This is a genomic window from Streptomyces sp. NPDC048255, assembly GCF_040652415.1.
Taxonomy (GTDB): Bacteria; Actinomycetota; Actinomycetes; order Streptomycetales; family Streptomycetaceae; genus Streptomyces.
The window spans coordinates 1-14153 of record NZ_JBEZMA010000016.1 but is presented as its reverse complement, the minus strand read 5'-3'; the positions used below and the strand labels follow the sequence as shown (position 1 = coordinate 14153).

The window sequence follows — 14153 nt, the reverse complement described above, 5'->3', positions numbered from 1 at the left end:
CTCCGCGCGACGGCCGCGGCACACGCCGCGGCCGGAGCCGAAGAGGCAACGCTACGGCAACCGGCCGACGCCGCGCAGTTCTCCCGCGTCCCCCGTACGGGCCTTCGCACGGACGCTCGACCGCCCGCCCGGGCGGCCCATGGCGGAAGCTGTCAGGTGTGAGCCTCGTCGCGCCCGTCCTCCGCTCCACTGCCGTCCCAGCGTGCCCGGCGCATGTCCAGCCGCGGCTCGCCGCCGGCCGTCAGGCGCAGCGGGGTGGCCTCGGCCCGGTAGTGCTCCAGGGCCCGCCGCTCGCTGCCCGGCAGCGGAACCCCGTCGGCCCGCACCACGCGCCACCAGGGCACGGCCCCTCCGTAGAGGGCCATCACGCGCCCCACTTGGCGTGGCCCGCCCTCACCGAGCCACTCGGCCACGTCTCCGTACGTCATCACCCGCCCGGGCGGAATACGCTCGGCCAGCTCCAGTACGTGCTCCGCGTACGCGGGCAGCTCCTCGCTCATTCGGCACATGGTGCAGCACGCCGGCCGGGGTCCGGTGGAAGCTTCGGTTCCATACCGGCGCGCACCCTGCTGCCCCGATCGCCCGTCGGTCCGTGCCACCATCTTCCGGGCGGTGACTGGTGATACGTGATCAAGAAGAGACGGAAGTGACGACGAAGGAGCAGGGTGTGAGCCCTCCGGACGGTGCGGCCAGGGACGACGGCGCGCGGCCGGACGACGGCCGCGGCGCACGCCCCGGCCTGCCCTCCGACGGTGCCCGCCCACCCTCCGACGGACCCCGCCCGCCCGCCGCCACCCCCGGCATCCCCGGCACCCCGGACGGCCCCGACGGCCCGCACGGCCACGCGCCCACCGACGCCGACCGGGTCGAGGTCGACGAACCGCTGCTCGCCGCCCGCGTGCACCGCCCCTCCGACCTCGTACGCCTGCTCGTCGGCATCCTCGGCATCGCCGTCGTCCTCGCCATCGCCGCCTTCGCCCACGGCACCACCGTCGGCCTGGAAGAGGACATCAACAAGGGCACCGGCGCGGCGCCCGACCTGCTGATCAAGGTCGCCGCGCTGGTGTCGAGCATCGCGGTGCTGCTGCTCCCCGTCGCCTTCGCCATCGAGCGGCTGATCAAACGCGACGGGCTGCGCATCGCCGACGGCGTGCTCGCCGCCGTCCTCGCGCACGGGGTCACCCTCGCCACCGACCTGTGGGTCTCCCAGGCCGCCCCCGACACCATCCAGGAAGCCCTCACCCGGTCCGCCGGGGCGGGCGGGGCCCTCACCGATCCGGTGCACGGCTACCTCGCGCCCGTGATCGCGTACATGTGCGCCGTCGGGATGACCCGCAGACCGCACTGGCGCGTCGCGCTGTGGGTGGTCCTGCTGCTCGACGCGTTCACGATGCTGGTCAGCGGCTACACCACCCCCTTCTCGATCATCCTCACCGTGCTGATCGGCTGGAGCGTCGCGTACGGGACCCTGTACGCCGTCGGCTCGCCCAATGTGCGCCCCACCGGGCAGACCCTCCTCGCGGGACTGCGCCGGGTCGGCTTCCGGCCGGTCAGCGCGATGCGCGCCGAGGTCACCGAGGGCGGCCCGGAGGCCTCCGAGGTCAGCGACCGGGGCCGCCGCTACCACGTCACCCTGGAGGACGGCCCGCCGCTCGACGTCACCGTCGTCGACCGCGAGCAGCAGGCCCAGGGCTTCTTCTACCGGGTCTGGCGCCGGCTCACCCTGCGCGGCATCACCACCCGGCGCAGCCTCCAGTCGCTGCGCCAGGCGCTGGAGCAGGAGGCGCTGCTGGCGTACGCGGCCATCGCGGCCGGGGCCAACGCGCCGAAGCTGATCGCCACCTCCGAGCTCGGCCCGGACGCCGTGATGCTCGTGTACGAGCACCTGGGCGGCCGGACCCTGGACTCCCTCGCCGACGAGGAGATCACCGACGAGCTGAGCCGCAACGCGTGGGAGCAGGTACGGGCCCTCCAGTCGCGGCGGATCGCGCACCGCAGGCTCACCGGGGACGCCCTGGTGGTGGATCGTTCCGGCAGCGTCACCCTCACCGACCTGCGGGGCGGTGAGATCGCGGCCGGCGATCTGGTGCTGCGGATGGACATCGCGCAACTGCTGGTCACGCTCGGCCTGCGGGTCGGCGCGGAGCGGTCGGTGGCCTCGGCCCTGTCGGTGCTCGGCCCGGACGCGGTGGCGGACTGCCTGCCGCTGCTCCAGCCGATCGCGCTGAGCCGTTCCACGCGGGCGACGCTGCGCAAGCTGGCCCGGGAGCGGGCGGACCGGCAGCGGGAGGCCGTACTGGAGTCCTCGCGGGCGGCGAAGGCCGCGCGGGAGGCGGACGCCTCGGCTCCGGTGACGGGCACCGCGGCCTCCGCCGCCGAGCGGAAGGCCGAGAAGAAGGCGCTGGACGACGCCCTGGACGGGGCCCGCGAGGAGGACCTGCTGAGCCAGATCCGCCAGCAGGTGCTCCTGATCCGCCCGCAGGCGCCGGTGGAACCGGCCCGGCTGGAGCGGATCCGGCCGCGCACGCTGGTCTCCTTCATCGCGGGCGCGTTCGGCGCGTACTTCCTGCTCACGCAGCTCGCGCACGTGGACTTCGCGACGATCATCGGCGAGGCCCAGTGGGGCTGGGTCGGAGCGGCCCTCGCCTTCTCGGCGCTCAGCTACGTCGCGGCGGCCATGAGCCTGCTGGGCTTCGTACCGGAGCGGGTGCCGTTCCCGCGGACCGTGGTCGCGCAGGTGGCCGGCTCCTTCGTGAAGCTGGTCGCGCCGGCGGCGGTCGGCGGTGTCGCGCTGAACACGCGGTTCCTCCAGCGGGCGGGGGTCCGGCCGGGGCTCGCGGTGGCGAGCGTGGGCGCCTCGCAGCTCTTCGGACTGGCCAGCCACATCCTGCTGCTGCTCTCCTTCGGCTACCTGACCGGCACCGAGAAGACCCCGGAGATGACCCCGTCCCGGACGGTCATCGCGGGTCTGCTGACGGTGGCGGTGCTGGTGCTGGTGGTGACGGCGGTCCCGTTCATGCGGAAGTTCGTGGTGACCCGGGTCCGGGCGCTGTTCGCGGGCGTGGTGCCGCGCATGCTGGACGTGCTCCAGCGGCCGCAGAAGCTGGTGACCGGCATCGGCGGGATGCTGCTGCTGACCGGCTGCTTCGTGATGTGTCTGGACGCGTCGATCCGGGCGTTCGGGGGTGGCGAGGCCATCAGCTACGCGAGCATCGCGGTGGTGTTCCTGGCGGGCAACGCGCTGGGGTCGGCGGCCCCGACGCCGGGCGGCATGGGCGCGGTGGAGACCACCTTGACCCTGGGTCTGATCGCGGCCGGGCTGGAGAAGGAGGTCGCCATCTCGGCGGTGCTGCTGTTCCGCCTGGTGACGTTCTGGCTGCCGGTGCTGCCGGGTTGGATCTCGTTCAACTTCCTGACCCGCAAGGAAGCGATCTAGCCTCCGGCTCGGGTGTACGGGTCCTGGGTCCGGGTCCGGCTGCGCCGGCGGCCCCGGGCTGCGCCCGACCCTTTGGGGCTCCGCCCGGGCCCGGTGCTCTAGGTTCGGCTGCGCCCGGCCCTTTGGAGCTCCGCCCGGGCCCGGTGCTCTAGGTTCGGCTGCGCCCGGCCTTCTGGGGCTCCGCCCCAGACCCCGCGCCTCAAACGCCGGCGGGGCTGGAATTGGCTGCTGCCGTCCGCCTGGCGCAGCTGGATTAGGCTACGCCCGCCCGCCTGGCGCAGCTGGATTTGGCCGCGGCCGCCCGCCTGGCTCGGCCGAATTTGGCTACGCCCGCCCGCCTGGCGCAGCTGGATTTGGCTGCTGCCGACCGCTCAACCCAGCCCCGCCGGCGTTTGAGGCGCGGGGGGTCGGGGGCAGGGCCCCCGACCGCGGCGGCGCGCCGTCAGAACACCAGCAGCAGCGTCACCAGCAGCGCCACCGCGGCGGCGAGTTCGATCGCGCCGACCACGGGGACGCGCAGGCCACGGCCCGGGAGGGCGGCGGCGCGGGCCAGGTAGGCGGCGAAGGGGAGGGCCAGCCAGGGCGAGAGGCAGGCGGCCGCCGCCAGGGCCGCCACATGGTAGGCCACCGAACCGGCCCGGTACCCCAGGGAGTTCCGCTCGCGGATCATCGTCTTCACGTACGGCACCGTCCCCGCGAAGTACAGCAGGCAGGCCAGCGCCGGCGCCCACGCCGAGGAGGCCTCGCCACCGCCCAGCCGCACCGCCACCAGCAGCATCCCGCAGGCAGGAACCACCGCCGCCAGGCCGTTGGCCAGGGCCCGCTCCCGGCTCCGCCAGGCGTAGTACGTGTTCACCGCCACGAACGGCGCCGCGAGCAGCGCGGCCGCCACCAGCCAGGGGTGCAGCACCGCCGGCGGGACACCCGCCACCGCGAAGGCCGCCCCGAAGACCACCGCCGGCCGCGCGTGCCGCCGCGCCGACCGCAGCCCGCGCGCGTGCAACCGGAGCCACTGCTGGGCGTGGAAGACGGCGGCGTACCCGAGCAGCCAGGCGGCGAACAGCACCGCGTGCGCCCAGCCGGGACGGGGCGCCAGGAACGCCCCCGCGAGGAACGGCACCGCCAGCATCGCCCACGCCCCGTGCTGGTCCGGAATCCATTTCCGCACCTGCTTCACCCGGCCCACCCGATCCTCCCGGCCCTTAATCGGCATTCCGGCACGTAATTTCCGTCCCCTCCGGCGAAGTTGACGTTCCTCCAGCGTGGCAGACCCTCGGCCCGCGAAATACCGGAAAGAGGTCACGCCCGCACGGGACCTTTGTCACCGCATTTGCCTTTTCCGCAGGCGTAGCGTCGAAACGCACCATTCATTTCGGCCTGGAGGGTCGCTTTGCAGGAGCGTCAGGGACATCAGGACCCCGCCGATTCACTCATCAGGGCGGGCAGCTTCTTCACCCGGGCCGAGGTGTCCGAAGACCTGCGCACCGTCCATCACACGGGCGGGCGCGCGGCGGAGGCCTTCTACCGGGACCGGTGGAGCCACGACAAGGTCGTCCACTCCACGCACGGCGTCAACTGCACCGGTTCCTGCCGGTGGAAGGTGTACGTCAAGGACGGGATCATCACCTGGGAGACCCAGGCCACCGACTACCCGTCGGTCGGCCCGGACCGGCCCGAGTACGAGCCCCGCGGCTGCCCGCGCGGCGCCTCCTTCTCCTGGTACTCCTACTCCCCCACCCGCGTCCGCCACCCGTACGTGCGCGGCGCCCTGCTGGAGATGTACCGCGAGGCCAAGGCCCGCCTCGGCGACCCCGTCGAGGCCTGGGCCGACGTCCAGGGCGATCCCGAGCGCCGCCGCCGCTACCAGCGGGCCCGAGGCAAGGGCGGGCTGGTGCGGGCCTCGTGGGAGGAGGCCACCGAGATCGTCGCCGCCGCGCACGTGCACACCATCAAGGAGCACGGGCCGGACCGGGTCGCGGGATTCTCCCCGATCCCCGCGATGTCGATGGCCTCGCACGCGGCCGGTGCCCGGTTCCACTCCCTCATCGGCGCGCCGATGCTGTCCTTCTACGACTGGTACGCCGACCTCCCGGTGGCCTCCCCGCAGGTGTTCGGCGACCAGACCGACGTGCCGGAGTCGGGCGACTGGTGGGACGCCGCCTACCTGATGATGTGGGGCTCCAACGTCCCCGTCACCCGCACCCCCGACGCGCACTGGATGGCCGAGGCCCGCTACCGCGGACAGAAGGTCGTCACCGTCTCCCCGGATTTCGCGGACAACACGAAGTTCGCCGACGAATGGATGCATCCGCACCCCGGTACGGACGGCGCGCTCGCCCTCGCTATGGGCCATGTGATCCTTAAGGAATTCTTCGTGGAGAAGGAGACCCCCTTCTTCACGGATTACGTCCGCACGTACACCGACCTGCCTTTCCTCGTCTCCCTGAAGGAGACGGAACATGGTCTGGTGCCGGGCAAGTTCGTCACCGCCGCCGATCTCGGGCAGGACACCGAGAACGCCGAGTGGAAGACCGTACTCGTCGACGACGTGACCGGCGCGCCCGTCGTCCCGAACGGCACCCTGGGGCACCGCTGGGGACGGAGCGAGACCCCCGAGTGGAACCTCGACCTCGGCGACACCGTGCCCCGGCTCTCCCTCCTCGGGGAGGGCCTGAGCGCCGAGGTCCTCCTGCCCCGGTTCGAGGACGAGGAGCGGACGGCCGGACAGGGCGGCACCGTGCGGCGCGGGGTCCCCGTGCGCCGCCTCGGGGACCGGCTGGTCACCACCGTCTTCGACCTGATGCTGGCCCAGTACGGGGTCGGCCGCGAGGGCCTGCCCGGCGAGTGGCCCGCCTCGTACGAGGACGCCTCGCAGCCCGGCACCCCGGGCTGGCAGGAGTCCTTGACCTCCGTCCCCGCGGCCCAGGCCGCCCGCGTGGCCCGGGAGTTCGCGCGGACCGCCGAGGAGTCGCGGGGCCGCTGCATGATCCTGATGGGCGCGGGGACCAACCACTGGTTCCACTCCGAGACCATCTACCGGGCCTTCCTCGCCCTGCTCACCCTGACCGGCTGCCAGGGCCGCAACGGCGGCGGCTGGGGCCACTACGTCGGCCAGGAGAAGTGCCGTCCGGTCACCGGCTGGGCCACCCTCGCGGCCGCCTCGGACTGGTCGCGCCCGCCGCGCCAGATGATCGGCGCGGCCTGGTTCTACCTGCACACCGACCAGTGGTGCTACGACACCCTCCCCGCCGATGCGCTGGCCTCCCCGCTGGGCACGGGTGCCTTCGAGGGCATGACGGGATCCGACTGCCTGGCGGCGAGCGCCCGGATGGGCTGGATGCCCTCCTACCCGACCTTCGACCGCAACCCCCTCGACCTGGGCGAGGCCGCCGACCCCGTTGCCGAAACGATTCGGCAGCTCAAGGACGGCACCCTCGGCTTCGCTGGCGAGGACCCGGACGCACCGCGCAACTGGCCGCGCGTGCTCAACGTATGGCGGGCCAACCTCCTCGGCTCCAGCTCCAAGGGCAACGAGTACTTCCTCAAGCACCTCCTCGGCACCCACTCCAACCTGCCCGAGGACGGCCCGCGCTGCACGCCCAGGGACGTCACGTACCGGGAGGAGGACGTCGAGGGGAAGCTGGACCTCCTCATGTCCATGGACTTCCGGATGACGTCCACCACCCTCCTGTCCGACGTGGTCCTCCCGGCGGCGACCTGGTACGAGAAGCACGACCTGTCCTCCACGGACATGCACCCCTTCCTGCACGCCTTCACCCCGGCCGTGGACCCGCCCTGGCAGGCCCGCTCCGACTACGACGCCTTCCGCGGCCTCGCCGAACGCTTCGGCGAGCTCGCCCGGACCCACCTCGGCGTGCGCAAGGACCTGGTGGCGACGGCCCTCCAGCACGACACCCCGGGCGGCGAGATGGCCCAGCCCGGCGGGGTCGCGCTGGACTGGTCCAAGGGCGAGTGCGAGCCCGTACCGGGCAGGACCATGTACAACCTGGCGGTGGTGGAGCGGGACTACGGGGCCGTCGGGGAGAAGTTCGCCGCGCTCGGCCCGCTCGTCGACACCCTCGGCGTGACCACCAAGGCGATCACCTACGACGTGGCCGAGGAGGTCGCGTACCTCGGTGAGAAGAACGGCCTGGTCCGCGGCGGCGCGGCCGACGGCCGTCCCCGGCTGGACACCGCGCAGCGGGCCTGCGAGGCGATCCTGTCCCTCTCCGGGACGAGCAACGGCCGCCTCGCCACCCAGGGTTTCGCGACCCTGGAGAAGCAGGTCGGCACGCACATGGCCCATCTGGCCGCCGAGGCCGAGGGCAAGCGGATCACCTTCGCCGACACCCAGGCCCGCCCCGTCCCGGTGATCACCTCGCCCGAGTGGTCGGGCTCCGAGGCGGGCGGGCGCCGGTACACGGCCTTCACGGTCAACACCGAGCACCTCAAGCCCTGGCACACGCTCACCGGCCGCCAGCACTTCTTCATCGACCACGACTGGCTGCACGAGGTCGGGGAGTCGCTGCCCGTCTACAAGCCGCCGCTGAACATGCACACCCTGTACGGCGAGCCGGAGCTGGGCGTCGTAGACCAGAAGTCGGTCGCCGTGCGGTACCTGACCCCGCACAACAAGTGGGCGATCCACAGCCAGTACCAGGACAACCTCTACATGATGACCCTCGGCCGCGGCGGCCAGACGGTGTGGATGTCCCCGCAGGACGCGGAGGCGATCGGGGTCGCGGACAACGACTGGATCGAGGCGGTCAACCGCAACGGCGTGGTCACCGCCCGCGCGATCGTCTCCCACAAGATGCCGCCCGGCACGGTCTACATGAACCACGCGCAGGAGCGGACGGTCGGCGTCCCCAAGACCGAGAAGACCGGCCGCCGCGGCGGCATCCACAACTCCCTGACCCGGGTGATGCTCAAGCCCACCCACCTCATCGGCGGCTACGCCCAGCTCACCTGGGCCTTCAACTACCTCGGCCCGACCGGCAACCAGCGCGACGAGGTGACGGTCATCCGCCGCCGCGACCAGAAGGTGGAGTACTAGGACATGACCCGTCGCGAAGCGACTGTCGGACGAGTGATGGCACAGGTCGCGATGGTCATGAACCTCGACAAGTGCATCGGCTGCCACACCTGTTCGGTCACCTGCAAGCAGGCGTGGACCAACCGGCAGGGCACCGAGTACGTCTGGTTCAACAACGTCGAGACCCTCCCCGGCCAGGGCTACCCGCGCCGCTGGGAGGACCAGGAGAAGTGGAAGGGCGGCTGGGAGCGCACCCGCTCGGGCCGGCTCCGCCTCAAGGCGGGCGGCCGGCTCGCCAAGCTGGGCCAGATCTTCGCCAACCCGCACCTGCCGGAGATCGACGACTACTACCAGCCCTGGACCTACGAGTACAAGAACCTCACCGAGGCCCCGGCGGGCGACGACCTGCCCACCGCCCGGCCCGTCTCCCAGCTCACCGGCGAGCCGATCGACAGGATCGAGTGGGGCCCGAACTGGGACGACAACCTCGGCGGCGCCCCCGCCCACGCGCCGAAGGACCCGATCGTGGAGAAGATCCGCGACGAGGTGGGCGAGAAGATCCGCTTCGAGTTCGAGCAGAGCTTCATGTTCTACCTGCCGAGGGTCTGCGAGCACTGCCTGAACCCGGCCTGCGTCTCGTCCTGCCCCTCGGGCGCGATGTACAAGCGCGAGGAGGACGGCATCGTCCTCGTCGACCAGGACCGGTGCCGCGGCTGGCGCATGTGCGTGACCGGCTGCCCCTACAAGAAGGTGTACTTCAACCACCGGACCGGCAAGGCCGAGAAGTGCACCTTCTGCTTCCCGCGCATCGAGGTCGGCATGCCGACCGTGTGCTCGGAGACCTGCGTGGGCCGGATGCGCTACCTCGGCGTGATGCTCTACGACGCCGACAAGGTCGCCGAGGCCGCGGCCGTGGAGGACGAGCACGACCTCTACCCCGCGCAGGTGGAGTGCTTCCTCGACCCGAACGATCCGGCGGTGGCCGCCGCCGCCCGGCGCTCGGGGATCACCCACGAGTGGATCGAGGCGGCCCGCCGCTCGCCCGTCTACGACCTGATCGCCACCTACCAGGTCGCGCTGCCCCTCCACCCGGAGTACCGGACCATGCCGATGGTCTGGTACGTGCCCCCGCTCTCCCCCGTCGTCGAGGCGGTCGCCGCCACCGGCAGCGACGGCGAGGACACGGGCAATCTCTTCGGGGCGATCGACGCCCTGCGCATCCCCGTCGAGTACCTGGCGGCGATCCTCACGGCCGGCGACACCTACCCGGTCGAGGCGGTGCTGCGGCGGATGGCGGCCATGCGCGGCTACATGCGGAAGATCAACCTCGGTGAGGAGCGGGACGAGTCGATCGCCGAGGCGGTGGGCCTGACCGGCGTGGAGATGGAGGACATGTTCCGCCTCCTCGCCGTCGCCAAGGCCGAGGACCGCTTCGTGGTGCCCACCGCCGCGCGCGCCGACGCCGACGCGCTCGCCGCCACGCATCCGCTGGACGCCGAATGCCCCGTGGGGGATGCCCCCGGGCCGCGCGTGATGCTCAACCTCAGCCCCACAAGGAGGAGTCCGTGAACCCGGATGCCCTGGTACGCCTCGTCGCGGGCTGTGTCCTGCAGTACCCCGGCGACCACTTCCACGACGAACTCCCCCGGCTGCGCGCGGCCCTCGCCGGGGCGCCCGCCGAACCGGCCGCACTGCTCGGCGCGTTCCTCGACCACGCCGAGTCCCTGGACCCGATCGGGCTGTGCGCCGAGTACACCTCCACCTTCGACACCCGCAACCGGCGCTGCCTCTACCTCACCTGGTGGGTGGACGGCGACACCCGCCGCCGCGGGCTGTCCCTGGTCCGCCTGAAGCGGATCTACCGGGACTTCGGGCTGGAGTTCGCCGGTGAGGAGCTGCCGGACTTCCTCCCCGTGGCCCTGGAGTTCGCGGCGCTGCGCGAGGAGGCCGGCACCGAGCTGCTCCAGGAGCACCGGGCGGGGCTGGAGCTGCTGCGCCTCGCGCTCACCGAGTCCGGGTTCCCGTACGGGCGGGTGCTGGAGGCGGTCTGTGCCACCCTGCCCGGCCCCTCCCCCGAGACCAGGGCGGAGGCGAAGGCGCTCGCGCGCAGCGGGCCGCCGCAGGAGCTGGTGGGCGCGGGCTCGCCGCTCGAACCGTTCGAACCGTTCGGCCCGGGCATCGACCTGCCGGCCGATCTCCCGTGGCCCACGACACCCGAAAGGCGAACGGCCTGATGGACCTCCTCCTGTGGGGCGTGCTCCCGTACGTCTCGGTCGCCCTGCTGGTCGCGGGCACGCTCTGGCGGGCCCGGTACGACACGTTCGGCTGGACCACCCGTTCCTCGCAGCTGCACGAGTCGCGGCTGCTGCGCATCGGCTCGCCGCTGTTCCACTTCGGCATGCTGTTCGTGGTGCTGGGGCACGTCGTGGGGCTGCTGATCCCGATGAGCTGGACGGACGCGGTGGGCCTCAGTGACCACGCGTACCACCTGCTGGCGGTCTCCACCGGCGCGGTGGCGGGGGTGGCGGCCGCCGCCGGGATCGGGATCCTGGTCCACCGGCGCTTCACGGTCCCGGCCGTGCGCAAGGCGACCCTGCGCAGCGACCACCTGATGTACGCCGTCCTGCTGGGGGCGATGGTGCTCGGCCTGACGGCCACCGTCCTCAACTCCACCGGGCAGACCGGCGGCTACAACTACCGCGAGGGCGTCTCGGTGTGGTTCCGCAGCCTGTTCGCCCTCAGCCCGGACTACCGGCTGATGGCGGGCGCCCCGCTCGCCTTCAAGCTGCACGTCCTGTTCGGCTTCGCCCTCTTCGCCCTGATCCCGTACTCGCGGCTGGTCCACATGTTCTCGGCGCCGCTGAAGTACCTGGTCCGGCCGTACGTGGTGTACCGGCGCCGGGATCCGGAGCAGCTGGCCGACCGCCCGGCCAGGCGCGGCTGGGAGCGGGTCTCGTGAAGCCGCCCACCGTCGTACGCCGCCCGCGGCACGCCGTCTCCGAGCGGCCGTTCATCGTCATCTGGGAGGCCACCCGGGCCTGTCCGCTGGTCTGTCTGCACTGCCGGGCCGAGGCGCAGACCGCCCGCCACCCCGAGGAGCTCGACGGGGCCGACGCCCGCCGGGTCATGGACCAGAGCGCCGCCTTCGGCCGGCCCGGCCCGCTGTTCGTGATCACCGGCGGGGACCCCTTCCAGCGGGCCGACCTCACCGAGCTGATCGCCTACGGGACCTCGCTCGGCCTGCGCGTCGCGGTCTCCCCCTCCGGTACGCCGACGCTGACGCGGGCCGCCCTGGCCGCGGTGCGCGACGCCGGCGCCGTGGCCCTGTCCCTCTCCCTCGACGGTTCGACGGCCGAGCGGCACGACTCCTTCCGCGGTGTGCCCGGGGTCTACGACCGGACCCTGGACGGCTGGCGGGCCGCCCGGGAGCTGGGGCTCAAGGTGCAGATCAACACCACCGTGACCCGGCACAGCCTGGCGGACCTCGCCGACGTGGCCGCGCTGGTGCGCCGCGAGGGCGCGATGCTGTGGTCCGGCTTCCTGCTCGTGCCGACGGGCCGCGGCGGGCAGCTGGACTCCCTGGCGCCCGCCGAGACCGAGGACGTCCTGCACTTCCTCTACGACTGCGGCTCCGTGCTGGCCACCAAGACCACCGAGGGCCACCACTTCCGGCGGGTGGCGCTCCAGCGCCGGATCCTCGACGCGCGCGGGGAGCGGCCCCGGCTGGGGCCGCTGTACGAGCGCCTGCGCGAGCGGGCCGCGGAGCTGGGGCTCTTCGACGGCGAGCGGCGGGCGGTGCGCCGTCCGCCGATGGACGTGTCCTCGGGCCGCGGGTTCGTCTTCGTCTCGCACACCGGCGAGGTGCACCCCAGCGGCTTCCTGCCGGTGCCGGCGGGCAACGTGAAGCGGCGGGCGCTGACCGCGATCTACCGGGACTCGGAGCTGTTCACCTCGCTGCGCGACCCTTCGCTGCTGCGCGGCAGGTGCGGGCGGTGCGAGTTCAAGGCGGTGTGCGGAGGGTCGCGCTCGCGGGCGTACGGATGCACGGGCGACGTGCTGGAGGCGGACCCGTACTGCGCGTACGAGCCGGGCAGCTTCCCGTACCAGGAGGAGCTGAAAGCGCTGACCGAGAGAAAGCTCTGACCGAAAGCACGAGGCGCCGGCCCTCACAGGTCCCCTACGTTTCGTAGGGGCACATACCGGCCGCGGGAGAAGACAATGCGTTCAGTGATCGTCATCGGTGGCGGCATCAGCGGTCTGGCCGCCGCGTGGCAGTTGCGCGGCCGGGCAGACGTCACCGTGCTGGAGAGCCACACCAAGGTCGGCGGCAAACTCCGTACCGGCACCGTCGCCGGAGTCACCGTGGACGAGGGCGCGGAATCCCTCATGGCGCTGCGGCCGGAGGCCGTGGAGCTGGCCGCCGCGGTCGGACTCGGCGACGCCCTGTGCGACCCGGCCGAGGCCCCCACCACCGTCTGGACCCACGGCGCGCTGCGCGCCCTGCCGCCCGGGCACGTCATGGGCGTCCCGGCCGACCCCTCGGCGCTGGCCGGCACCGGCCTGCTCACGCCCGAGGGCCTGGCCCGGGTAGCAGCCGAGGAGAGCCTCCCGGCGACCCCGCTGGCCGGGGACTGCTCGGTGGCCCAGTACCTTTCGGGCCGCTTCGGCCAGGAGGCCGTCGACCGGCTCGTCGAACCGCTGCTCGGCGGGGTGTACGCGGGCCGCGCCGACCGGCTCTCGCTGCGGGCGACCATGCCGCGCATCGCCGCCCTGGCGGAACAGGGCGCGCCACTGCTGCCCGCGCTGCGGCGGATGCGGGCGCCGGGAGCGCCGCGCCCGGCGGCCGTGGCCGTCCAGGGCTTGGCCGGCGGCACCGGGCGCTTCCCGCAGGCGGTCGCCGCGGCCTGCGGGGCCCGCATCCTCACCGGGACCACCGCCCGCGCCCTCCAGCGGATCCCGGGCGACCGGTGGCGGGTCCAGGCCATGACGGGTGACGGCGCGCTGACCATGGAGGCGGACGCGGTGGTCCTCGCGCTGCCGGCCTTCGCGGCGGCGGAGCTGCTGCGCCCGCACTCCCCGCTCGCCGAGGCGGAACTCTCGGCCATCCCGCACGCCTCGACGGCCGTCATCACGATGGCCTTCTCCCGGACGCGGGCCCATTTCCTGCCGGAGGGCAACGGGTTCCTGGTCCCGCCGGTGGACGGGCACACCCTGAAGGCCGCGTCCTTCCTGTCCAACAAGTGGCCGTGGCTGCACGCGGCGGCCCCGGACACCTTCGTCCTGCGGGCCTCGGTCGGCCGGATCGGCGAGGACGAGCTCCTCGGCCGCCCCGACCGGCACCTGGTCCGCTCGGCGATCGCCGAACTCCACCGGGCGGTGGGCCCCATGGGCGAGCCCCTCGCCGCGCGCGTGACGCGCTGGGACCGAGGCCTGCCCCAGTACGGGGTCGGCCACCGCGAGCGGGTCGCGCGGATCCGCGGGGCCGCGTCGAAGCTCCCGGGCCTCGCCCTGTGCGGAGCCGCGTACGAGGGCGTGGGCGTGGCCGCCTGCGTGGCCACGGGCCGGGCCGCCGCCAAGCGGCTCCTGGCCGCGTTCCGCCTCGCCGGCGTTTGAGGCGCGGGTCCGGCAGAGCCCGGTGCCCGCACCATCCAGCCTCGCCGGCGTTTGAGGCGCGGGGTCTGG

General features: G+C 73.0%; 9 protein-coding genes. 7 read left to right on the top strand and 2 right to left on the bottom strand.

What is annotated here, in order from left to right; all coding sequences use genetic code 11:
* Positions 1 to 152: 152 nt before the first annotated feature.
* Positions 153 to 500 (bottom strand): MGMT family protein, encoded by a 348-nt coding sequence (locus tag AB0D94_RS15515; RefSeq protein WP_362051423.1) that lies wholly within the window; start codon positions 498 to 500, stop codon positions 153 to 155.
* A 119-nt stretch (positions 501 to 619) separates the two neighbouring features.
* Here AB0D94_RS15515 and AB0D94_RS15510 point away from each other — a divergent pair, with 119 nt between their 5' ends.
* Complete coding sequence (locus tag AB0D94_RS15510; protein WP_362051421.1) at positions 620 to 3436, top strand: lysylphosphatidylglycerol synthase domain-containing protein; 2817 nt, start codon at positions 620 to 622, stop codon at positions 3434 to 3436.
* A 442-nt stretch (positions 3437 to 3878) separates the two neighbouring features.
* Here AB0D94_RS15510 and AB0D94_RS15505 read toward each other — a convergent pair whose 3' ends face one another.
* Positions 3879 to 4613, bottom strand: coding sequence for a YwiC-like family protein (locus AB0D94_RS15505; protein ID WP_362051419.1), 735 nt, complete (start codon positions 4611 to 4613; stop codon positions 3879 to 3881).
* A 213-nt stretch (positions 4614 to 4826) separates the two neighbouring features.
* On the opposite strand from AB0D94_RS15505, the gene AB0D94_RS15500 reads away from it, so the two are divergent.
* The 6 genes from AB0D94_RS15500 to hemG all read left to right on the top strand — a co-directional run bounded on the left by AB0D94_RS15500 (position 4827) and on the right by hemG (position 14084).
* On the top strand, positions 4827 to 8492 hold the full coding sequence (locus AB0D94_RS15500) for a nitrate reductase subunit alpha (protein WP_362051417.1): 3666 nt from the start codon (positions 4827 to 4829) through the stop codon (positions 8490 to 8492).
* Positions 8493 to 8495: 3 nt separating this feature from the next.
* Entirely contained in the window at positions 8496 to 10040 is a 1545-nt protein-coding gene (gene narH / locus AB0D94_RS15495; RefSeq protein ID WP_362051415.1) for a nitrate reductase subunit beta, read from the top strand.
* Positions 10037 to 10705: a nitrate reductase molybdenum cofactor assembly chaperone gene (narJ, locus tag AB0D94_RS15490; protein WP_362051412.1), complete on the top strand. Its 669-nt coding sequence runs from the start codon at positions 10037 to 10039 to the stop codon at positions 10703 to 10705. Before narH ends, narJ begins: the two co-directional genes overlap by 4 nt.
* On the top strand, positions 10705 to 11430 hold the full coding sequence (gene narI, locus AB0D94_RS15485; RefSeq protein WP_362051410.1) for a respiratory nitrate reductase subunit gamma: 726 nt from the start codon (positions 10705 to 10707) through the stop codon (positions 11428 to 11430). The genes narJ and narI overlap by 1 nt, the downstream gene beginning before the upstream one ends.
* Positions 11427 to 12614 (top strand): TIGR04053 family radical SAM/SPASM domain-containing protein, encoded by a 1188-nt coding sequence (locus tag AB0D94_RS15480; protein WP_362051408.1) that lies wholly within the window; start codon positions 11427 to 11429, stop codon positions 12612 to 12614. The genes narI and AB0D94_RS15480 overlap by 4 nt, the downstream gene beginning before the upstream one ends.
* Before the next feature lie 75 nt (positions 12615 to 12689).
* Complete coding sequence (gene hemG / locus AB0D94_RS15475; protein ID WP_362051406.1) at positions 12690 to 14084, top strand: protoporphyrinogen oxidase; 1395 nt, start codon at positions 12690 to 12692, stop codon at positions 14082 to 14084.
* Positions 14085 to 14153: the final 69 nt, after the last annotated feature.

Bases quoted from the DNA above. Each gene is read 5' to 3' on its own strand.
- AB0D94_RS15515 (WP_362051423.1), bottom strand. From the start codon at position 500: ATGAGCGAGGAGCTGCCCGCGTACGCGGAGCACGTACTGGAGCTGGCC.
- narH (WP_362051415.1), top strand. From the start codon at position 8,496: ATGACCCGTCGCGAAGCGACTGTCGGACGAGTGATGGCACAGGTCGCG.
- narI (WP_362051410.1), top strand. From the start codon at position 10,705: ATGGACCTCCTCCTGTGGGGCGTGCTCCCGTACGTCTCGGTCGCCCTG.
- hemG (WP_362051406.1), top strand. From the start codon at position 12,690: ATGCGTTCAGTGATCGTCATCGGTGGCGGCATCAGCGGTCTGGCCGCC.